This is a genomic window from Mycolicibacterium holsaticum DSM 44478 = JCM 12374, from assembly GCF_019645835.1.
GTDB classification, from domain to species: domain Bacteria; phylum Actinomycetota; class Actinomycetes; order Mycobacteriales; family Mycobacteriaceae; genus Mycobacterium; species Mycobacterium holsaticum.
On the sequence record NZ_CP080998.1, the window covers coordinates 4016629 to 4037297 of the forward strand.

General features: G+C 68.2%; 21 protein-coding genes. 7 read left to right on the top strand and 14 right to left on the bottom strand.

The genetic code is table 11. The features are described from left to right. Window positions 1–38: 38 nt before the first annotated feature. The 6 genes from ahcY to K3U96_RS19340 form a co-directional block, all read right to left on the bottom strand. Window positions 39–1520 (bottom strand): adenosylhomocysteinase, encoded by a 1482-nt coding sequence (ahcY, locus tag K3U96_RS19315; protein WP_220690777.1) that lies wholly within the window; start codon window positions 1518–1520, stop codon window positions 39–41. A 71-nt stretch (window positions 1521–1591) separates the two neighbouring features. Further along, complete coding sequence (gene alkX, locus K3U96_RS19320) at window positions 1592–2224, bottom strand: TetR family transcriptional regulator AlkX (protein ID WP_069406579.1); 633 nt, start codon at window positions 2222–2224, stop codon at window positions 1592–1594. Between the two features lie 38 nt (window positions 2225–2262). Next, window positions 2263–2442, bottom strand: coding sequence for a rubredoxin (locus tag K3U96_RS19325; RefSeq protein WP_069406575.1), 180 nt, complete (start codon window positions 2440–2442; stop codon window positions 2263–2265). Between the two features lie 32 nt (window positions 2443–2474). Next, window positions 2475–2633, bottom strand: coding sequence for a rubredoxin (locus K3U96_RS19330; protein ID WP_084223482.1), 159 nt, complete (start codon window positions 2631–2633; stop codon window positions 2475–2477). Beyond that, window positions 2630–3838 carry an alkane 1-monooxygenase gene (locus K3U96_RS19335; protein ID WP_069406578.1) on the bottom strand — a complete coding sequence of 403 codons (1209 nt, stop codon included), beginning with the start codon at window positions 3836–3838 and terminating at the stop codon, window positions 2630–2632. Before K3U96_RS19335 ends, K3U96_RS19330 begins: the two co-directional genes overlap by 4 nt. 152 nt (window positions 3839–3990) lie before the next feature. Next, window positions 3991–5457 carry an amino acid permease gene (locus K3U96_RS19340; protein WP_220690778.1) on the bottom strand — a complete coding sequence of 489 codons (1467 nt, stop codon included), beginning with the start codon at window positions 5455–5457 and terminating at the stop codon, window positions 3991–3993. 50 nt (window positions 5458–5507) lie between these two features. On the opposite strand from K3U96_RS19340, the gene K3U96_RS19345 reads away from it, so the two are divergent. Then, window positions 5508–6887: an FAD-dependent oxidoreductase gene (locus tag K3U96_RS19345; RefSeq protein ID WP_220690779.1), complete on the top strand. Its 1380-nt coding sequence runs from the start codon at window positions 5508–5510 to the stop codon at window positions 6885–6887. Further along, the gene (locus tag K3U96_RS19350) at window positions 6884–7828 is read left to right on the top strand and encodes a DUF808 domain-containing protein (RefSeq protein WP_220690780.1); all 945 of its coding nucleotides are present in this window, start codon (window positions 6884–6886) and stop codon (window positions 7826–7828) included. Before K3U96_RS19345 ends, K3U96_RS19350 begins: the two co-directional genes overlap by 4 nt. Before the next feature lie 5 nt (window positions 7829–7833). Here the strand turns inward: K3U96_RS19350 and manA are convergent, their stop codons facing one another. From manA to K3U96_RS19370, 4 genes are all read right to left on the bottom strand, one after another. Further along, window positions 7834–9060: a mannose-6-phosphate isomerase, class I gene (manA, locus tag K3U96_RS19355; RefSeq protein ID WP_069406571.1), complete on the bottom strand. Its 1227-nt coding sequence runs from the start codon at window positions 9058–9060 to the stop codon at window positions 7834–7836. Between the two features lie 4 nt (window positions 9061–9064). Continuing rightward, a complete protein-coding gene (locus K3U96_RS19360; RefSeq protein WP_220690781.1) occupies window positions 9065–10150 on the bottom strand; it encodes a TobH protein in 1086 nt (361 codons plus the stop codon). Further along, on the bottom strand, window positions 10147–11544 hold the full coding sequence (locus K3U96_RS19365; protein WP_220690782.1) for a phosphomannomutase/phosphoglucomutase: 1398 nt from the start codon (window positions 11542–11544) through the stop codon (window positions 10147–10149). Before K3U96_RS19365 ends, K3U96_RS19360 begins: the two co-directional genes overlap by 4 nt. 95 nt (window positions 11545–11639) lie before the next feature. Continuing rightward, window positions 11640–12059 carry a DUF3499 domain-containing protein gene (locus K3U96_RS19370; protein ID WP_220690783.1) on the bottom strand — a complete coding sequence of 140 codons (420 nt, stop codon included), beginning with the start codon at window positions 12057–12059 and terminating at the stop codon, window positions 11640–11642. Between the two features lie 131 nt (window positions 12060–12190). Between K3U96_RS19370 and K3U96_RS19375 the strand changes: the two genes are divergently transcribed. Then, window positions 12191–12613, top strand: a complete 423-nt coding sequence (locus K3U96_RS19375) for a metallopeptidase family protein (protein ID WP_069406577.1) — start codon at window positions 12191–12193, stop codon at window positions 12611–12613. 9 nt (window positions 12614–12622) lie between these two features. Here K3U96_RS19375 and K3U96_RS19380 read toward each other — a convergent pair whose 3' ends face one another. Further along, a complete protein-coding gene (locus K3U96_RS19380; protein WP_069406567.1) occupies window positions 12623–13024 on the bottom strand; it encodes a WhiB family transcriptional regulator in 402 nt (133 codons plus the stop codon). A 303-nt stretch (window positions 13025–13327) separates the two neighbouring features. Here K3U96_RS19380 and cofD point away from each other — a divergent pair, with 303 nt between their 5' ends. Genes cofD through K3U96_RS19395 form a run of 3 tightly spaced genes read left to right on the top strand, consistent with a single transcriptional unit; the run spans window position 13328 to window position 16193 of the window. After that, complete coding sequence (gene cofD / locus K3U96_RS19385; RefSeq protein ID WP_220690784.1) at window positions 13328–14317, top strand: 2-phospho-L-lactate transferase; 990 nt, start codon at window positions 13328–13330, stop codon at window positions 14315–14317. Continuing rightward, a complete protein-coding gene (locus tag K3U96_RS19390) occupies window positions 14314–15660 on the top strand; it encodes a coenzyme F420-0:L-glutamate ligase (protein ID WP_220690785.1) in 1347 nt (448 codons plus the stop codon). Before cofD ends, K3U96_RS19390 begins: the two co-directional genes overlap by 4 nt. Then, window positions 15657–16193: an NUDIX domain-containing protein gene (locus tag K3U96_RS19395; protein ID WP_220690786.1), complete on the top strand. Its 537-nt coding sequence runs from the start codon at window positions 15657–15659 to the stop codon at window positions 16191–16193. Before K3U96_RS19390 ends, K3U96_RS19395 begins: the two co-directional genes overlap by 4 nt. Window positions 16194–16238: 45 nt before the next feature. Here K3U96_RS19395 and manB read toward each other — a convergent pair whose 3' ends face one another. Genes manB through rfbD form a run of 3 tightly spaced genes read right to left on the bottom strand, consistent with a single transcriptional unit; the run spans window position 16239 to window position 19123 of the window. Then, the gene (manB, locus tag K3U96_RS19400) at window positions 16239–17315 is read right to left on the bottom strand and encodes a mannose-1-phosphate guanylyltransferase ManB (RefSeq protein ID WP_220690787.1); all 1077 of its coding nucleotides are present in this window, start codon (window positions 17313–17315) and stop codon (window positions 16239–16241) included. Window position 17316: 1 nt separating this feature from the next. After that, window positions 17317–18210 carry a glycosyltransferase family 2 protein gene (locus K3U96_RS19405; protein WP_069406563.1) on the bottom strand — a complete coding sequence of 298 codons (894 nt, stop codon included), beginning with the start codon at window positions 18208–18210 and terminating at the stop codon, window positions 17317–17319. Between the two features lie 22 nt (window positions 18211–18232). Next, window positions 18233–19123 (bottom strand): dTDP-4-dehydrorhamnose reductase, encoded by an 891-nt coding sequence (gene rfbD / locus K3U96_RS19410; RefSeq protein ID WP_268928451.1) that lies wholly within the window; start codon window positions 19121–19123, stop codon window positions 18233–18235. A 67-nt stretch (window positions 19124–19190) separates the two neighbouring features. Between rfbD and K3U96_RS19415 the strand changes: the two genes are divergently transcribed. Beyond that, complete coding sequence (locus K3U96_RS19415; protein ID WP_220690789.1) at window positions 19191–20669, top strand: LCP family protein; 1479 nt, start codon at window positions 19191–19193, stop codon at window positions 20667–20669.

Sequence of the window (20669 nt, forward strand, 5' to 3'; positions counted from 1 at the left end):
CGCGAGGCGTCGTCGCCCGGCGCCGAAACCGGTGATGATCAGTATCGGTAGTGCTCCGGCTTGTAGGGACCCCCGACGTCGACGTTGATGTACTCGGCCTGCTCCTTGCTGAGCTTGGTCAGCGAACCACCAAGGGCCTCAACGTGAATGCGTGCGACCTTCTCGTCGAGATGCTTGGCCAGCCGGTACACCGCGTTGTCGTACTCGTCGTTCTTGGTCCACAGCTCGATCTGGGCGATCACCTGGTTGGAGAAGCTGTTGCTCATCACGAACGACGGGTGCCCGGTCGCGTTGCCCAGGTTGAGCAGCCGCCCCTCGGACAGCACGACGATCGACTTGCCGTCGTCGAACACCCACTGGTCGACCTGCGGCTTGATGTTGATCCGCTTGGCCCCGGAGCGTTCCAGCGCAGCCATGTCGATCTCGTTGTCGAAGTGGCCGATGTTGCCCAGGATCGCCTGGTCCTTCATCGCCCGCATGTGCTCGAGCGTGATGATGTCCTTGTTGCCGGTCGCGGTGATGACGATGTCGGCCTCGCCGATCGCCTCCTCGACGGTGCGCACGTCGAAGCCGTCCATCAGCGCCTGCAGCGCGTTGATCGGGTCGATCTCGGTGACCGCCACTCGCGCGCCCTGGCCGGCCAGCGATTCCGCACAGCCCTTGCCGACGTCGCCGTAGCCGCAGATCAGCACCTTCTTGCCGCCGATCAGCACATCGGTGCCGCGGTTGATGCCGTCGATCAGCGAGTGCCTGGTGCCGTACTTGTTGTCGAACTTGGACTTGGTGACCGAGTCGTTGACGTTGATCGCCGGGAACGGCAGCTCACCGGCGGCCTCGAACTGGTACAGCCGCAGCACACCGGTCGTGGTCTCCTCGGTGACACCCTTGACCGACTCGGCGATCTTGGTCCACTTGCCTCCTCCATCGCTGGAAGCGGGCTGGAACCCCTCACGCACCAGCGCCAAGAAGACCTTCCACTCCGCCGGATCGTCGTCCTCGGCGGGCGGCACCACACCGGCCTTTTCGTACTGCGCGCCGCGCAGCACCAGCATGGTGGCGTCGCCGCCGTCGTCGAGGATCATGTTGGCGGGCTCGCCCGGCCAGGTCAGCATCTGCTCGGCGGCCCACCAGTACTCCTCGAGCGTCTCGCCCTTCCAGGCGAACACCGGGGTGCCCTTGGGCTCCTCCGGCGTGCCGTGCGGGCCGACGACGACGGCCGCGGCGGCGTGGTCCTGGGTGGAGAAGATGTTGCAGCTCGCCCAGCGCACCTCGGCCCCGAGGGCCACCAGGGTCTCGATGAGCACCGCGGTCTGCACGGTCATATGCAGCGAACCCGAGATGCGGGCGCCCTTGAGCGGCGCCACATCGGCGTACTCGCGGCGCAGCGCCATCAGCCCCGGCATCTCGTGTTCGGCGAGCCCGATCTCCTTGCGACCGAATTCAGCAAGGGACAGATCGGCGACCTTGTAGTCGATGCCGTTGCGGACATCCGGGGTCAGCCGCTGGTCAGTGGTCGTCATGGAGCTCTCTTCCTCGGGGCACGCAGTTACTTAGCCTGCTTATACGTTAGTCTGCCCGGCCAGCGTCGTCGCTATTCGGTTGCGATCACACCGTAGCGCTCAGCGGCAGGTGTAAGCAGCCTAGCCAAGTCTGCTGCGACGTCGTGATCTGCCTCCGGCGGCATCGAGATGTAGCTCATCGCCAACCGGACGATCGCGCGCGCCAGCATGCCCGCGTCGTCGTCGCTGCACGTCACCCAGCTGTGCACGAACGTCGCCGTCAGCCGCTGCGAACAGTGCGTGATGATCGGTCCGCTGTCGGTCGTGATGAGCTGCAACAGATCCGGTTTGATGTCGCCGGTCAGCAGCGACATGACCAGCGGGTCGGCGGCCGACTCGGTGAAGAAGTCGCGGAAGCCCTGAACGAACGCGGAGTAGACGTCGCCGACATTTCCCTCGATCGCGTCGTCGATCTGGTCGACGAGCCGGTCGGCCAACCGCAGCGCGTACGCCTGCGCCAGCCCCTGCCGCGAACCGAACTCGTTGTAGATGGTCTGGCGGCTGATGCCGGCGGCCTTGGCCACATGCGACAGCGTGATCGCCGACCAGTCCCTGGTGAGCAGCAGCTCGCGCATGCCGTCCAGAATCGAGTCGCGCAACAGCACGCGGGACGCTTCGGCATACGGGATGCGCTGCGCGGTCCGCTTGGTGCGCGGTGAACTCACACGCGCGACACTAGTCGCTTCGCGCGACCACGCGGCGGTCACCGGCGGGCGACTTCCACCATTTCGAAGTCCGACTTCGCCGCGCCGCAATCCGGGCAACTCCAGTCCTCGGGGATGTCGTCCCACCGGGTGCCCGGGGCGATGCCGTCATCCGGCCAGCCCTTGGCCTCGTCGTATTCGAAGCCGCACACCTGGCATTCGTAGACCTTGTAATCCAATGCTTCTCCTTATTGTCGCGTTGGCTCAGCGGTCAGGGCTGGAAGTCGACCTTCTCGCGTACCGAACAGTCCGGACAGCACCAGTCGTCGGGAACATCACTAAACGGTGTGCCGGCCGGGAAGCCCTCGCGCGGTTCGCCTTTGGCCTCGTCGTAAACGTAGCCGCATCCCGGGCAGCGGTAGGCGGTCACTTGGCCGCCCCCGCGTACCGGGCCACCACCTTGTCGCGCACCCGCGGGTGGATGTTGACCCGGGTGATGTCGCCGTCGTAGTGGTCGAGCACCCGGTGGTCCATCACCCGGCGCCACAGCGGCGGGAAGTACGTCAGCGCGATCATCGACGCGTAACCGCTGGGCAGGTTCGGCGCGCCGGCCATGCTGCGCAGCGTCTGGTAGCGCCGGGTCGGGTTGGCGTGGTGATCGCTGTGCCGCTGGAGGTGGTACAGGAACAGGTTGGTGACGATGTGGTCGGAGTTCCAGCTGTGCTCCGGGGTACAACGCTCGTAGCGACCGCTGTCCAGCTTTTGCCGCAGCAGGCCGTAGTGCTCGAGGTAGTTGACCGTCTCCAGCAGCGTGAAGCCGAACACCGCCGAGATCACGATGTAGGGAATCAGCGCCACACCGAACACCGCGATCAGCACGCCGTAGAACACCACCGACATCGCCCACGCGTTGAGCACGTCGTTGGACGGATGCCACTTGCTCTTCCCGGCCCGCTCGAGTCGCTTGGCCTCCAGTTCCCATGCCGACTTCAGCGAGCCGAACACGCTGCGCGGAAGAAACTCCCAGAACGTCTCACCGAAGCGCGCCGACGCCGGATCCTCCGGGGTGGCGACGCGGACATGGTGGCCGCGGTTGTGCTCGATGTAGAAGTGGCCGTAGCAGGTCTGGGCCAGCGTGATCTTGCTCAGCCACCGCTCCAGTGCGTCCTTCTTGTGCCCCATCTCGTGCGCGGTGTTGATTCCGACGCCGCCCAGCACGCCGACCGACAGCGCCAGGCCGATCTTGGCGGGCCATCCGAGCCCGCCGTCGAATCCGAGCCAGCCCAGATCGGAGGCGGTGAACAGGTACGCACCGAAGATGACGCTGGCGTACTGGAACGGGATGTAGATGTAGGTGCAATACCGGTAGTACCTGTCGTTCTCCAGCCGCTCCATCACCTCGTCGGGCGGATTCTGCCCGTCCGGCCCGAACCGCAGGTCCAGCGCGGGCAGGAGCACGTAGACCAGGATCGGGCCGATCCAGAACGGCACCTGCGCCGCGGCGTGCCAACCCCACTGGTTGAACGCCCACACCACCGGCAGCATCACGAACAGGGCCGTCGGCGCGATCAAGCCCATCAGCCACAGGTAGCGCTTCTTGTCCCGCCACTCCTCGGTGGTCTGGGGCCCAGACATCTGCGTGGTCACTGCATGCCTCCTGAAGTGAGTGCCATCACGTCGTTGTGTTGACTATAGAGGCAGCTTTGTCGGCTGTCTAGACATAAACCGTAGATTTGTACACACCGGTTCGCGGGTTGGGCGTGATAACTGTCGCTGAGCGAAACTTTTCACGCCGAAATCGCGTCGGCCTGCCGGCGGCCCAGTACCGAGTGGCGGCGGCCGTACAGGAAATAGATCGCCACGCCGATGGCCATCCAGATCAGGAACCGGATCCACGTCAACGCGGTCAGGTTGAGCATCAGCCAGACGCACGCCAGGATCGATGCGATCGGCAGCAACGGCACCCCCGGTGCGCGGAAGCCGCGCTTGAGGTCCGGGCGGGTGCGCCGCAGCACGATCACCCCCGCCGAGACCAACACGAACGCGAACAGCGTGCCGATGTTGACCATCTCCTCGAGCTTGCCCATCGGGAACGCCGTCGCCGTCACCGCCACCAGCGCGCCGACGATCAGCGTGATGCGCACCGGTGTGCCGCGGGTACCGGTCCTGGCCAGCGAGCGCGGCAGCAGACCGTCGCGACACATCGCGAACAGCACCCGGGTCTGCCCGAGCACCAGCACGATCACGACCGTGGTCAGGCCGGCCAGCGCGCCGATCGAGATGACGTTGGCCGCCCAGTCCACCCCGTTGGCCTCGAACGCGGTGGCCAGGTTGGCGTCCTCGCCCGCCGCGCGCAGCTCGGTGTAGTGCACCATGCCGGTCAGCACGACCGACACCGCCACGTAGAGCACCGTGACGATCGCCAGCGAGGCCAGGATGCCGCGCGATATGTCGCGCTGCGGGTACTTGGTCTCCTCGGCGGTGGTCGCGATGATGTCGAACCCGATGAACGCGAAGAACACGATCGACGCGCCGGCCAACAGGCCGTACCACCCGTAGCTGCTGCCCTCGGCCCCGGTCAGCAGCGAGAACAACGACTGCTCGGTACCGCTGCCACCGTGGCCGGGCTCCGCGGGCGGCAGGAACGGCGAGTAGTTCGCGGCCTTGATGTAGAACGCACCGACCGCCACCACCAGCAGCACCACCCCGACCTTGATCACGGTGATCGCCAGGCTGACCCCCGCGGAGAGCTTGGTGCCGCGCGCCAAGATCAGCGTGACGAACGCGATGATCAGCAGCGCACCCCAATCTAATTGCAGCCCAGCAATATTCATCGCGCCGCCGCCGAAGTTGAACACGGTGCCGAGGTAGCTCGACCAGCCCTTGGCGATCACCGCGGCCGCGACGGCGAACTCGAGGATCAGATCCCAGCCGATGATCCAGGCGACGAACTCACCGAACGTGGCATAGGAGAACGTGTAGGCGCTGCCTGCCACCGGCACCGTCGACGCGAACTCGGCGTAGCACAGCGCGGCCAGCCCGCACGTGGCCGCCGCGATCAGAAACGACACCGAAATGGCCGGACCAGTGAGGTTTCCCGCCGTCGACGCGGTGATCGTGAAGATGCCGGCCCCGATCACCACCGAGACACCGAAGACGGTCAAATCCCACCAGTTGAGGTCCTTGCGCAGCCGTGTCTCGGGTTCGTCGGTGTCGGCGATCGACTGCTCCACCGACTTGGTCCGCCGCGTCATGGCATTCCTTCCTGATCCGATGACCGCAATGTAGCGGTAGCCTTTACCCAATGGGCCGGACTGCCGAACACGCAGTTGTCATCGGAGCGAGCATCGGCGGCCTGTGTGCGGCGCGGGTGCTATCGGACTTCTATGGTCGGGTGACGCTGTGCGAACGCGACGAGCTGCCCGACGGCCCCGCCAACCGGGCCGCCGTCCCGCAGGGCAGGCACGTGCACATGCTGATGGCGCGCGGCGCCCAGGAGTTCGAAACCCATTTTCCCGGCCTGCTCGACGACATGGTCGGCGAGGGCGTTCCGATACTGGAGAACCGGCCCGACTGCATCCACTTCGGCGCGGCGGGCCATGTGCTCGGCACCGCGCACCGGCTGCAGTCCGAGTTCACCGCGTACGTGCCGAGCCGCCCGCAGCTGGAATGGCAGATCCGCAAGCGGGTGCTGGCCATTGACAACGTCGAGATCATCCGCGCCGCGGTCGCCGAGCCCCGCTTCGAGGTCACCCGCGAGCAGGTGACCGGCGTGCAGCTGGAGTCCGGGGCGGTGCTGCCCGCCGATCTGGTGGTCGACGCCACGGGCCGGGGCACCCGGTTACCGGTGTGGCTGCAGAAGTGGGGGTATGAGCGTCCGCGCGAGGACGTCGTGTCCGTCGGGATCTCCTACGCCAGCCAGCGGGTCCGGGTGCCCGACGGCCTGCTCAGCGAGAAGGTCGTGGTGGCAGGCGCATCGGATGCGCAGCCGCTGGGGATCGGCATGCTGTTCTACGAAGACGGCGTCTGGAACATCACCACGTTCGGGGTCGGGAAGGTGCAGCCGCCGCAGAGTTTCGCGCAGATGTGCGCGCTGGCCGACGAGATCCTGCCCGCACACGTCGCGTCCGCGCTGCGCCAGGGCACCGCGCTCGACGACGTCGCCCACCACAAGTACCCGGCCAGCCGCTGGCGCCGCTACGACAAACTCGACCGCCTTCCCCGCGGCATTCTGCCGTTCGGCGACGCCGTGGTGAGCTTCAATCCCACCTTCGGCCAGGGCATGTCGATGACGTCGCTGCAGGCCGGGCATCTGCGGCGCGCGCTCGAGACACCGGACGCCGACGTGGCCCGCGAAACCATCCGCGCCACGGCCAAGACCACGTTTCCGGTGTGGACCATGAACGCCATCGGCGATCTGACCATGCACCGGGGCCGGGGGCCGGCGCCGTGGTGGTACAAGCCGGTGGGCGCGTTGTTCGACCAGTTCCTCGGCGCGGCGGAAACCGATCCTGTTCTGGCCGAATGGTTTCTGCGTCGGTTCAGCCTGCTCGACAGCCTCTACATGGTGCCGCCACCCCGGCTGATCGGCCGGACGATCCGCCACAACATGCGGTTGTGGCTGGCGCAGAGGCGGGCCGCCAGACACCCGGTAACCTTCGAGACGATGCAGGAAACACGATGAGCGCGGGGCTGTTCGGCCTGCTCGACGACGTGGCCGCGCTGGCCCGGCTCGCGGCCGCTTCGGTCGATGACATCGGGGCCGCGGCAGGGCGGGCGACGGCCAAGGCGGCAGGCGTCGTGGTCGACGACACCGCGGTGACACCGCAATACGTCCAGGGCATCACCGCCGACCGCGAGCTGCCGATGATCAAGCGCATCGCGATCGGGTCGCTGCGCAACAAGCTGGTGTTCATCCTGCCCGCCGCGCTGCTGCTCAGCGAGTTCCTGCCGTGGCTGCTGACCCCGCTGCTGATGGTCGGCGCGACGTATCTGTGCTACGAGGGCGCGGAGAAGGTGTGGGGCCGGCTGCGCCGCCACGCGCACCAGCACCACGCCGCACCCGCCACGACGGCCGGCGGCGACGTCGAAAAGCAGATGACCGCGGGCGCGATCCGCACCGACTTCATCCTGTCCGCGGAGATCATGGTGATCGCGCTGAACGAGGTTGCCAACGAACGGTTCTGGCCGCGGCTGATCATCCTGGTGGTGGTCGCCCTTGTCATCACCGCCGGGGTGTACGGCGTCGTGGCGGCCATCGTGAAGATGGACGACATCGGGCTGAGCCTGGCCCAGCGGTCCTCAGCGGCCGCGCAGAAGATCGGCCGCGGGCTGGTCACCGGGATGCCCAAGCTGCTCGCCGCGCTTTCGGTGATCGGCACGGTCGCGATGCTGTGGGTGGGCGGGCACATCCTTCTGGTCGGCACCGACGCCGTGGGCTGGGACGCCCCCTACGGGCTGGTCCACCACGCCGAGGAATTCGTGCACCACGCGGTGCAGGGTGTCGGTGCGCTGTTGGGCTGGCTGGTCAACACCGCGGCGTCAGCGGTGGTCGGCCTTGCCGTCGGGTCGGTGGCGGTCGCGGTCATGCACGTGTTGCCGTTCGGCCGCAAAGCCGCCCACTGATCGCGTCAGATTCCCACGGTCGAGCGGAACAGCTTCGTCGGCTCCGAGGCGACCAACCGGATCGGGCCGTCGTCGGCCGACACCCACGCCGCCGAGCCCCGCTGCAGCGTCACCTTGCTCGACTTGGCGTGCACCACCGTCGAACCCTCGGTGCACAACAGGACCTGCGGGCCGTCGTGGCGGGTCGGCGCGTCGATCTCGTGCCCGAGCTGGTCACCGTCGATGCACAGCACCGACACCGCGAACTCGGGTGCGGGCGTGTCATATACCAATTCCATTCCGTCCGATGCCATCTCCGGATGGATCACCACATCGGCGGCGGGCATGAAGTCGAGCACCCGCAGCAACTCGGGCACGTCGACGTGCTTGGGGGTCAGCCCGCCGCGCAGCACGTTGTCGGAGTTGGCCATCACCTCGACACCCACACCCTCCAGGTAGGCGTGCAGGTTTCCGGCGGGCAGGTAGATGGCCTCACCCGGGGCCAGGCTGATCCGGTTCAACAGCAGCGAGGCCAGCACGCCGGCGTCGCCGGGATAGCGCTCGCCGAGCTCGAGCACGGTCTTGGCCTCGGCGGCGAACGTGCGTTTACCCGAGCGCACGTAGTTGATCGCGCCGTCGAGCACCGCGGGCACCAGGACGTCGATGTCGGGCTGTGGCGCGGTGATCCAGGTGGTGAACAACGCGCGCAGACCGTCGGCATCGGATTGGCAGCCGAGCAGGTTGATGTGGGGGTCCAGGTGGCCGACGTTCAGCGCGCGCATCAGCTCGACGGTGCGCGCCGCCGGCCGGAACCCCGCCAGCGCCTCGAATTGCCCTAGCGCGACGAGTATTTCGGGTTTGTGGCTGGGGTCGCGGTAGTTGCGGTTGGGCGCGGAGATCGGGATGCCTGCCCGCTCCTCACGGTTGAACCCCTCCACTGCCTGTTCGGCGCTGGGATGGGCCTGCAGCGACAGCGGTTCATCGGCGGCGAGCACCTTGACCAGAAACGGCAACGAGTCGCCGAACCGGCCGCACACCGCCGCGCCCAGTTGCCCCTCCGGATCCTCGCGCACCGTATCGAGCAGCGAGCGCTCACCGTCGTCGGTCTGCAGCCACGCCGGGTCACCCGGGTGCGCACCGAACCACAGCTCAGCCTCGGGATGTGCGGTGGGGCTTGGTCTTCCGGTGAAATCGGCAATCGCGGTCCGCGAACCCCACGCATAGGTCCGCACCGCGCCACGTAGCAAGTGCACTTGCTTAACCTCGAACCAGTTTCAGATAAGCGGCCGTCATCTCCAACCGCACGGCCAGCATCGCCAGTTGTCGTTCAGGGCGTCCGTCACCCGGCGTCGGGGCCGGGGCCTGTTCAGGCGGTCCGTCCGGTACATCCTCGGCGTTGATCACGTCGACATCGTCGAGTCCGCTCACCCGCGCCAGGACCACCTGCCGTTCGGCATCGGTGGTCAGCACGAAGACCCTGGCCCGGTCGGGCAGCGGACCGTCGATCTGCTCGTCATGGAACAACCGCTCGGCGCCCGGCGCGCCGCCGAACCCCGCCCGCAGGGCGGCGACGGTGTCCGCGAGGCCGACGGCCGCGACCACGCGGTGCGCGACGCGCAGCATGATCCCGGCCGCGTGCCGTGCCAACGCCAGCGTCGCCGGGTTGTCACCGGCCAACACCACATCGCGGCCCGACATCCGGTCAGCCAGTGTCTTGGCCGGGTTGGTGAACAGTTCGTGTCCGGCGCTGTTGCGGAACGCCTCGGCGTCGAGTTCGTCGGCCAGCGCGTCCAGGTTCACCTGCATACCCGGCTGCACCACGTTCAGGATCGCCAACCCCGCAGCCAGATACCGCACCAGGCTGAACTCGTCGGGCACCCACACCCGCGGCGCCAGCGCGACCGCGCGGCCCGCGACGACGTCGCGCAGCGGACCCTCGAACGGCGCCACCACGACCACCCGGGCACCGCGGTGCAACGCGGTGGCCGCCGCCGACACCAGCACCGGATCACCGGGGTCGTCGCCCGCGACGACGAGCACGTCCAACGCGCCGATCCACGGCGGCACCTCGGCGGCGGTGACGATCGGCACCCCCACCGAGCCGCCGACGGCGGCGGCAAGCAGCGGACCCGCGGTCTGGCCGTTGCCGCGGTCGGCCAGCCAGATCAGCGTTCGCGGCGGCTGGTCGGCACGTAAGGCGTCCAACTCGCCCTCCGCGAGCGCGGCGGCGGTGGCCCGCGCCTGGGCGCCTGCCATGGACGCCCCGCGCAGCAAACCGTCCCGATCCGCGGCGAGCAGGCCGTCCACGTCGTCGAGGTCGACCGCGGCATGCGTGGCGTTCACGTGACGGCCCCCGAGCCTTCGGACATCTGCGCGTCGACTGTTTCGGACACCTGCCCGACGATTGCGTCGATCTCATCGGCGGTGCGGGCCTCGACGTTGAGCCGCAGCAACGGCTCGGTGTTGGACATCCGCAGGTTGAACCAGCTGCCGTCGCCCAGATCCACGGTTACGCCGTCGAGGTGGTCGAGCGACTGGATCCGCGGGCCGAACGTCCTGAGCACCTCATCCACGCAGGCCTCGGCGTCGGTGACGGTGAAGTTGATCTCGCCGGAGGCCTCGTAGCGCTGGTAGTCGGCCATCAGATCCGACAGCGGCCGCTGCTGTTCGCCGAGCGCCGCCAGCACATGCAGCGCCGCGAGCATGCCCGAGTCCGCACCCCAGAAGTCACGGAAGTAGTAGTGCGCGGAGTGCTCGCCGCCGAAAATGGCGCCGGTGTCGGCCATCAGCGCCTTGATATAGGAATGCCCGACGCGTGAGCGCACCGGCGTGCCGCCGCGCTCGGCGACCAGTTCGGGCACCGCCCGCGAGGTGATCAGGTTGTGGATCACCGTCGCGCCGATCTCTCTGCCGAGTTCGCGCGCGGCGACCAGCGCGGTCACCGCGGACGGCGGGACCGGGCGGCCCAGTTCGTCGACGACGAAGCACCGGTCGGCGTCACCGTCGAAGGCCAGCCCGATGTCGGCACCGGTCTTCAGCACGTGGGCCTGCAGGTCCAGCAGGTTGGCCGGCTCCAGCGGGTTGGCCTCGTGGTTGGGAAACGTGCCGTCGAGCTCGAAATACAGCGGTTCCACGGTGACCCCGGATATCGGGCCCAGCACCGCGGGCGTGGTGTGGCCCGCCATCCCGTTGCCCGCGTCCACCGCAACGCTCAGCGGCCGCAGCTCGGTCAGGTTCACCAGCGACCGCAGAAACTCGCCGTAATCGGCAAGCACGTCGCGGTCGGTGATCGTGCCGCGCGGACCGTCGTAGCCGGGCACCCCGGCGATGACCTCGTCGCTGATGGTCGACAGCCCGGTGTCCTTGCCCACCGGTTTGGCGTTGGCCCGGCACAGCTTGATGCCGTTGTAGGCGGCCGGGTTGTGGCTGGCGGTGAACATGGCGCCGGGGCTGTCCAACAGACCCGAGGCGAAATAGAGCTGATCTGTCGATGCCAGCCCGATGCGTACGACGTCGAGACCCTGGGCCCTCACCCCCTCGGCGAAGGCCGCGGCCAGCGAAGGTGAGCTTTCCCGCATGTCGTAGCCGATCACCACTCGAGAGGAACCGCTGCGCACCAGCCGGGCAAACGCGCCGCCGACGTCGAAAACGAAGTCGTCGTCGATTTCCTCACCGACCAGGCCACGCACGTCATAGGCCTTGATCACGCGATGAACCGCCGCGGCGGGCCGAGACATATGACTCCTTGTGACGTGGACTACTAACGCCAGCCTAGCCGTCAGGCCGGGTCCGCACGGCGTCTACTGCCGGCAGGCACGGGCGCTGGCTATCGCTAATCCGTGGGGTCGGGCAACACCCGCAGGTGGCCCCGGCGGCGGCCGTTGGACGCCGGCCGCTTCGTCGGCGGCGCCACCAGGGTGCCACCGGCCGAACCCGTGGCCGGGTCGGAAAACCCAGCGACGATGCCGTTGACCGGCGGTGCGACATCCCGGCCTTCACGTACCGCGTCGGCGAGCGCGACCAGGTCGTCCTCGTCGGGGTGCGACGGCAGCGGTCCTGCGTGGCGAACCAGCTCCCAGCCGCGCGGCGCGGTGATCCGGCCGGCGTGCACCACGCAGAGGTCCCACGAGTGCGGCTCGGACACCGTGGCCAGCGGGCCCACCACGGCAGTCGAGTCGGAGTAGACGAAGGTCAGCGTCGCGACCGCATAGTGAGGGCACCCGGGCCGGCAGCAGCGACGGGGAACGTTCACGCACGGAAGGCTATCGCGGACGCACCCGGCAAGCTGCTGGACACGCGCAGTTCGCGGACGGCCGATCTCCAACCGTTACGATCATGTCCGTGGCCGAACGGGCACATCTGCGATCACGCCGCGGCCGGGAGATGCGCGGGCCGCTGCTGCCCCCTACCGTCCCGGGCTGGCGCAGCCGCGCCGAGCGGTTCGACATGGCGGTGCTGGAAGCCTACGAGCCGATCGAGCGGCGCTGGCACGATCGGCTGTCCGCGCTCGATGTGGCCGTCGACGAGATACCGCGGATCTCGCTGAAGGATCCCGACACCATGCAGTGGCCGGCCGAAGTGGTCGCCGACGGGCCGATCGCGCTGGCCCGGCTGATCCCGGCGGGCGTAGATGTTCGGGGCAACGCGACTCGCGCACGAATTGTGCTGTTTCGCAAACCGATTGAGCGACGGGCCAAAGACACCATCGAGCTCGGCGATCTATTGCATGAAATCCTGGTGGCTCAGGTGGCCACCTATCTGGGGGTCGAACCTTCTGTCATCGACCCGACGATCGACGACGAGTAGAGCGCGCGGTCAGATGATCCCGCGCTTGAGGCGGCGGCGCTCGCGCTCGGACAGGCCGCCCCAGATGCCGAAGCGTTCGTCATTGGCCAGTGCGTAGTCCAGGCACGCGTCCTTGACCTCGCAGCCCTGGCAGATCCGCTTGGCCTCCCGCGTCGAGCCACCCTTCTCCGGGAAGAACGCCTCGGGGTCGGTTTGCGCACAGAGGGCCTTCTCCTGCCAGAGCTCGTCTTCGGGAGTCAATGGCAGCGCAACATCAATATCAACTGGATCGGGCACCAGGCTCAGCTGGGGACGCGTGGGCGTCTCAATCGGTGCCGGTCCGGTATTGGTGTGCGGCGCGCTGCCTACTGAGCCGAACAGTCGGCTATCGAACGGAGCCAGACGATCGAAATCGCTTTGCTCAAAAGACATCTTCCCGCCTCCTCACCTGATCTCGTGGATCTCTGAAATGGAGCATCGCTGTTGAGATGTGGTATCTCATTCGAACAAGTGATCGAATCTCGGTCTGCGACACCGGAACCGGCAGGCCCACCGCGAAATGACACTGGTGTGATTACACACGCGTTAGATGCTGCGGTCAAGCGTTAGAACAGAAATTCATACCATTCCGTGACCGAATATCGGCGAGTCGTTGATCGGCGTGTCTGTCACACCACCGCCCGACAGTGCTCCTGCCCGCGCCGGCCGTGCCGCGACGGCCTACTCTCGGTCGATGTGAAGGTCACGGTTCTGGTCGGCGGAGTCGGCGGAGCGCGGTTCCTGTTGGGCGTGCAGCATCTTCTCGGGCTGGGCCAGTGGCGCGAGGACAGCAACGACACCGCCAACGAGTTGACCGCGATCGTCAACGTCGGAGACGACGCGTGGATGTTCGGGGTTCGGATCTGCCCGGACCTCGACACCTGCATGTACACGCTGGGCGGCGGCATCGACCCGGAGCGCGGCTGGGGCCACCGAAACGAAACCTGGCACGCCAAGGAGGAACTCGCCGCCTACGGTGTGCAGCCGGACTGGTTCGGACTCGGCGACCGCGATCTGGCCACCCATCTGGTACGCAGCCAGATGTTGCGGGCCGGCTATCCGCTGTCCGAAGTCACCGAGGCGCTGTGCCGGCGGTGGTCGCCGGGTGCGCGGCTGCTGCCGGTCACCGATGACCGCAGCGAAACCCACGTCGTCATCACCGATCCCAACGACGGTGAGAAGCGCGCCATTCATTTCCAGGAGTGGTGGGTGCGCTACCGCGCCCAGGTACCCACCCACAGCTTCGCGTTCGTCGGCGCCGACGATGCGACCGCGGGGCCCGGCGTCGCCGACGCGATCGCATCGGCCGACGTCGTGCTGCTCGCCCCGTCCAACCCGGTGGTGAGCATCGGCGCGATCCTCGCCGTGCCCGGAGTGCGGGCCGCGCTGCGGTCGACACCGGCGCGGGTCATCGGCTACTCCCCCGTGATCGGCGGAAAACCGCTGCGCGGCATGGCCGACGAATGTCTGTCGGTGATCGGGGTGCCGAGCACATCCGAGGCGATCGGCGAATACTTCGGTGCGCGTTCGAAAGTCGGCATCCTCGACGGCTGGTTGGTGCACGAAGGCGATTCCGCCGAGATCGACGGCGTCGAGGTGCGGGCGGTGCCTCTGTTGATGAAGGACCCGGCGGCGACGGCCGAGATGGTGCGCGCCGGACTCGATCTGGCCGGCGTGAAACCGTGACCGAGCACGGGTCTGCGGCCACCGTCGAACTCCTTCCCGTACCGGGCCTGCCGGAGTTCCGACCCGGTGACGACCTGGCGGCGGCGATCGCCGCGGCGGCGCCGTGGTTGCGTGACAACGACATCGTCGTCGTCACCAGCAAGGTGGTCTCCAAGTGTGAAGGCCGTATCGTCGCGGCGCCGGACGACCCGGAGGAGCGGGATACGTTGCGGCGCAAGCTGGTCGACGCCGAGGCGGTCCGGGTGCTGGCTCGCAAGGGCCGCACCCTGATCACTGAGAACGCGCTGGGACTCATCCAGGCGGCCGCGGGCGTGGACGGCTCCAACGTCGGATCCACGGAGTTGGCGCTGCTGCCCGTCGATCCCGACCGCAGCGCGGCCGTGCTGCGCACCGCGTTGCGCGACCGGCTCGGCGTCACCGTCGGCGTGGTGATCACCGACACCATGGGCCGGGCATGGCGAAACGGTCAGATCGACGCCGCGATCGGCGCGGCCGGGCTCACCGTGCTGCACGGCTACGCCGGATCGCAGGACCGGCACGGCAACGACCTGGTCGTCACCGAGATCGCCGTCGCCGACGAAGTCGCCGCCGCGGCCGACCTGGTGAAGGGCAAGCTCACCGATATCCCCGTCGCAGTGGTGCGCGGGCTTTCGCTGCCCGACGACGGATCCAGCGCGCGGAACCTGCTGCGCGCCGGCGAGGAAGACCTGTTCTGGTTGGGCACCGAGGAGTCGATCGCGCTCGGCCGCACGCAGGCCCAGCTGCTGCGCCGCTCGGTGCGCAGCTTCGCCGACGAGCCCGTCGCCGCCGAGCTCATCGAGGCCGCCGTCGGCGAAGCGCTCACCGCGCCCGCGCCGCACCACACCCGCCCGGTGCGGTTCGTCTGGTTGCAGGACCGCGACCGGCGCACGGCGCTGCTGGACCGGATGAAGGACAAGTGGCGCGCCGACCTGCGCGGCGACGGCCGCCCCGCCGACTCCGTGGAGCGCCGGGTAGCCCGCGGCCAGATCCTCTACGACGCACCCGAAGTCGTGATCCCGTTCATGGTGCCCGACGGCGCACACAGTTATCCCGACGCCGAGCGCACGGCGGCCGAACACACCATGTTCACCGTCGCGGTCGGGGCCGCGGTCCAGGCGCTGCTGGTGGGCCTGGCGGTGCGCGGCGTCGGCAGCTGCTGGATCGGCTCGACGATCTTCGCGCCGGACCTGGTGCGCGGCGCGCTCGAATTGCCCGACGACTGGCATCCGCTGGGCGCCATCGCTATCGGATATCCCGAAGGCCCGGCACCGTCCGGCCCCCGCGATCCGGTGCCCACCGACGGTCTGCTGGTGCGCAAATGAGCCTGCACGCCTCGGCCGTCGAAACGCTGAGGAGTTGGCAGGCGCCCGATCCCGGGCAGGACACGTTGCGCCACGCGGTGCTGGCGTTCTTGGCCGCGCGTCCGGACGGCTGCCTGCGCGAGTGCGTGCCCGGACACGTCACCGGGTCGGCCCTCGTGCTCGACCACACCGGTTCCATGGCGCTGCTGACGCTGCACCCGCGCGTCGGGCGCTGGCTGCAACTGGGTGGGCACTGCGAACCGGGTGACGACACCATCGTCGCCGCCGCGCTGCGGGAGGCCGCCGAGGAATCGGGAATCGACGGGCTTGAGATCGATCCCGTGCTGGCCGCGCTGCACGTGCATCCGGTGACCTGCTCGCTGGGTGTGCCGACGCGCCACCTCGATATGCAGTTCATCGTGCACGCACCGGCCGACGCCCAGATCGCGTGCAGTGACGAGTCGCTGGATCTGCGCTGGTGGCCGCTGGACGCGCTGCCCGACGACTGCGACTTCGGGTTGAAGCAACTTGCCGCCGCGGCGATTTCGGTGTAGTTCGTCACGGTGAGCGTGACAAACTACGCCGAAATCGCAAGTGGGTCAGACGTCGGTGGAGTAGCGGATGCCGCCGTCGGGAATCGAGACCCCCGGCCATACCCGCGCACCGCGCAGCAGCTCGCAGCGCGCCCCGATGTCGGCGCCGTCGCCGATCACCCCGTCGCGGATCAGCGCCCGCGGACCGATGCGGGCACCGAAGCCGATGATCGAGCGTTCGATCACCGCGCCGGCCCCGACCTTCGCGCCGTCGAAGACCACCGCGCCGTCAAGCCGTGCGCCACCGGCGATCTCGGCGCCGCGACCCACGACCGTGCCGCCGATCAGCACCGCCCCGGGCGCCACGCTGGCGCCGTCGTGCACGAGTTCCTCGCCGCGGTGCCCGCCCAGCGCGGGCGAGGGCGCGATGCCGCGGACCAGGTCGGCCGAACCGCGCACGAAGTCCTCGGGGGTGCCCATATCGCGCCAGTAGGTGGAGTCGACGTAGCCGCAGACCCGTAACCCGTCGGCCAACAGCCCGGGAAATACCTCCCGCTCCACCGAAACCGGCCGATCCTTGGGGATGCGATCGATCACCTCGCGCTTGAACACATAGCAGCCGGCGTTGATCTGATCGGTCGGCGGATCCTGCGTCTTCTCCAGAAACGCGGTGACGCTGCCGTCGGCGTCGGTCGGCACGCAACCGAACGCGCGGGGGTCACCCACGCGCACCAGATGCAAGGTGACGTCGGCGTTGTTCTGCTCGTGGCTGTCCAGCAGCGCGCGCAGATCGGCCCCGGACAGCACGTCGCCGTTGAATACCAGCGCCGTGTCGTAGCGCAGTTTCGAAGCCACGTTGGCGATGCCGCCGCCGGTGCCCAGGGGCTGCTCCTCCACGACGTACTCGATCTGCAGGCCGAGCTTGGAGCCGTCTCCGAACGCGGACTCGAAGACCGCGGCCTTGTACGAGGTGCCGAGCACAACGTGTTCGATACCGGCCTCGGCGATCCGCGACAGCAGGTGGGTCAAAAACGGCAGGCCCGCCGTGGGCAACATCGGTTTGGGTGCCGAAAGCGTCAACGGCCGCAACCGCGTGCCGAGTCCACCGACCAGTACGACGGCGTCCACCTCTGCAGGGTTCACGCTAGCGCCGTCCTTTCCCCCGGGTCCGTTGAGAATTGCGTACCACCAGCCCGCCACGCGCGGCGAGCGCCCCCCGGATGGTCCAGCGCAGTGGCCCCTGCCACCACTTCGGATACCGATCCGCGAGGAAAGTGTAGGTGCTGGTGTGGTGGGCGGCCAAGTTGCGAGCCGGGTCCCGGCCGGCCGCGTGGCCTTTGTCGTGCAAAATCTCGGCGGAGGGCACGTATACGTTCTGCCAGCCGGCCTGGCCGAGCCGATCACCCAGGTCGACATCCTCCATGTACATGAAATAGCGCTCGTCGAAGCCCGAGATCTCGTCGAATGCCGCCCGCCTCAGCAACAGGCACGAGCCCGACAGCCAGCCGACGGGACGTTCGCTGGGCTCCAGTCGCTCCTGCCGGTAGGCGGCCGTCCACGGGTTGGACCGCCACACCGGGCCGACGACCGCATGCATACCGCCGCGGATCAGGCTGGGCAGGTGGCGCGCCGAGGGGTACACCGAACCGTCGGGGTCGCGGATCAGCGGGCCCAGCGCACCGGCGCGCGGCCACCGCGCGGCGGCCTCCAGCAGGATGTCGATGCTGCGTGGACCCCACTGCACATCGGGGTTGGCGACCACGAAGAAATCCGAATACGACGCCGCCGCAGCATCTTTCAAATAATCGTTGACGGCGCGGTTCACCGCGCTGCCGTAGCCCAGGTTCGCCCCGGTGGGCAGCAACCGCACGTTGGGGTACCGCTCCAGCGCCTCTTCGGGGGCACCGTCGGTGGAACCGTTGTCGGCCATGATGACCGTCACCGGCCGGTCGGTGGCATGCGACAGCGACGCCAGAAACCGGTCGAGATGGGGGCCCGGTGAGTACGTCACCGTGACGACCACCAAATTGTCGCTCACGCCACGGGCACCAGTTCGTCACTCACGGCGTAGAGGTTATCCGGCGCGACGACCCGTGCGCCCCGAGCGCCGCCGCCAGCGCGTCTCGCCACGGTCGCAGCGGGGCCAATCCGGCTTCGGCAGACCGCCGTCCGGACAGCGCCGAGTACGGCGGGCGCGGCGCCGGGCGCGGGTGTCGGTCCGTGCCGACCGGCAGCACCCGGGCCGGATCGGCGCCGAGCGCCTCGAACACGGCCCGCGCCTGATCGAACCGGCTGGCCTCGCCCTCGTTGGCGGCGTGCAGAAGCGGCGCGTCGATGCCGCCGTCGGCGACCTGCAACAGGGCATCGACCAGGTCACCGACGTATGTCGGGGAGCCGATCTGGTCGGCCACCACCTCGACCTGCTGATCGCCTGCGGCCGACCGGCGCATGACGGCCGCGAAGTCACCGCCCTCGCCGCCCTCGTACACCCACGCCGTTCTGACCACGTGGGCGTCGGGCATGGTCGCGTGTACCGCCGCCTCACCGGCCAGTTTGGTGCGGGCGTACACGCTCAGCGGGCCGGTCTCGTCGTCGATCTCGTACGGGATCCGCTGGGTGCCCGAGAACACATAGTCGGTGGAGATGTGGATCAACCGCGCGCCGGTCTGGACGCAGGCGTTGGCGAGGTTGGCGGGTCCGATGGCGTTGACGGCGTGCGCGCGCTGCGGTTCGGTCTCGGCGGCGTCGACCCGGGTGTAGGCCGCGCAGTTGATCACCACGTCACCGGGTGCGATGTGACGCGCAGGTGCGTGCGCGTCGGTGATGTCACATTGCGACGACGTCAGCGTCAGCACCTCGCGGCCGTCACCACGCGCCTGAGCTGCCAAGACGCGGCCGACCATACCGCCGGCACCGGTAATAACGATTCGGGCCGAGTTGCGCTTAGACACGGTCACGAGTCTGGCACGCCGATGCGCGCTACCCGCGATGTGGCCGTCCCGCAAGTAGCCTGGGCTGATGCCCGCGCGCACGCTTCGTGTCATCGCCGTGTCAGCGGCACTGTTGATCGTGATCGGTACGGGCGCGGCGTGGGGCAAGATCCGTTCGTTTGAAGCCGGCATCAACCACATATCCCCTGTCGCGCTCGGCGGCGGCGGCGAAGACGGTGCGATCGACATCCTGCTGGTCGGCATGGACAGCCGCACCGACGCCCACGGCAACCCGTTGTCGCAGGACGAACTCGCGATGCTGCGCGCGGGCGACGACGAGGCCACCAACACCGACACGATCATCTTGGTGCGGGTGCCCAACAACGGTGCATCCGCGACGGCGATCTCGATCCCGCGCGACTCCTACGTGCAGGCACCCGGCGTGGGCAAGATGAAGATCAACGGCGTGTACGGCTCGGTCCATCTGGAGAAGATGAAGGAACTCGTCGAGGAAAAGGGCATGGATCCGGACGTGGCCGAGCCGATGGCTGCCGAAGCCGGTCGTGAGGCGCTGATCAAGACCGTGGCCAACCTGACCGGTGTCACCGTCGACCACTACGCCGAGATCGGGCTGCTCGGCTTCTCGTTGATCACCGACGCGCTGGGCGGCGTCGACGTGTGCCTGAAAGAAGCTGTCTACGAACCGCTTTCGGGTGCGGACTTTCCGGCGGGCTGGCAGAAACTCAACGGGCCGCAAGCGTTGAGCTTCGTGCGGCAACGCCACGATCTGCCACGCGGTGACCTCGACCGGGTGACCCGCCAGCAGGCGGTGATGGCCTCGCTCGCCCACGAGGTGATCTCCGGTAAGACGCTGTCCAGCCCGGCCACGCTGAACCGGTTGCAGGAGGCGGTGCAACGCTCGGTGGTGCTGTCCGACGGTTGGGACGTCATGGAATTCGCCGAGCAGTTGCAGAACCTCGCGGCCGGTAACGTCGCCTTCGCCACCATTCCGTGGCTGCAGGAGAACGGCTGGAGCGACGACGGGATGCAGAGCGTGGTGCGGGTGGATCCGCCCGCGGTCAAGGAGTGGGTGGCCGGCCTGCTGACCGACCAGGACGAAGGCAAGACCGAAGAGTTGGCGTACACACCGGACAAGACCGCCGTCGACGTCGTCAACGGCACCGACGTCAACGGCCTGGCCGCCGCAGTCGCACAGGTGCTCACCAACAAGGGCTTCACCCGAGGCAGCACCGGCAACCACGAGGGCAGCCCGCCGAGCGGCAGCCAGGTGCAGGCGGGATCCACCGACGACCTTGGCGCCAAGGCGGTTTCCGCTGATCTCGGCGGGCTTCCCGTCGTCGAGGATCCCTCGGTGCCGCCGGGCACCGTGCGGGTGTTGCTGGCCGACGACTACACCGGCCCCGGATCCGGTTTGGACGGCAGTGATTCGACGCTGAGTTCCTTCGACGCGCTCGCTGCCGGGTCGACCGGCTCGACCGACGGCGCTCCGCCACCGGAACCCACGATCATCACCGCGGGCTCCGATGACCCGCAGTGCGTCAACTAG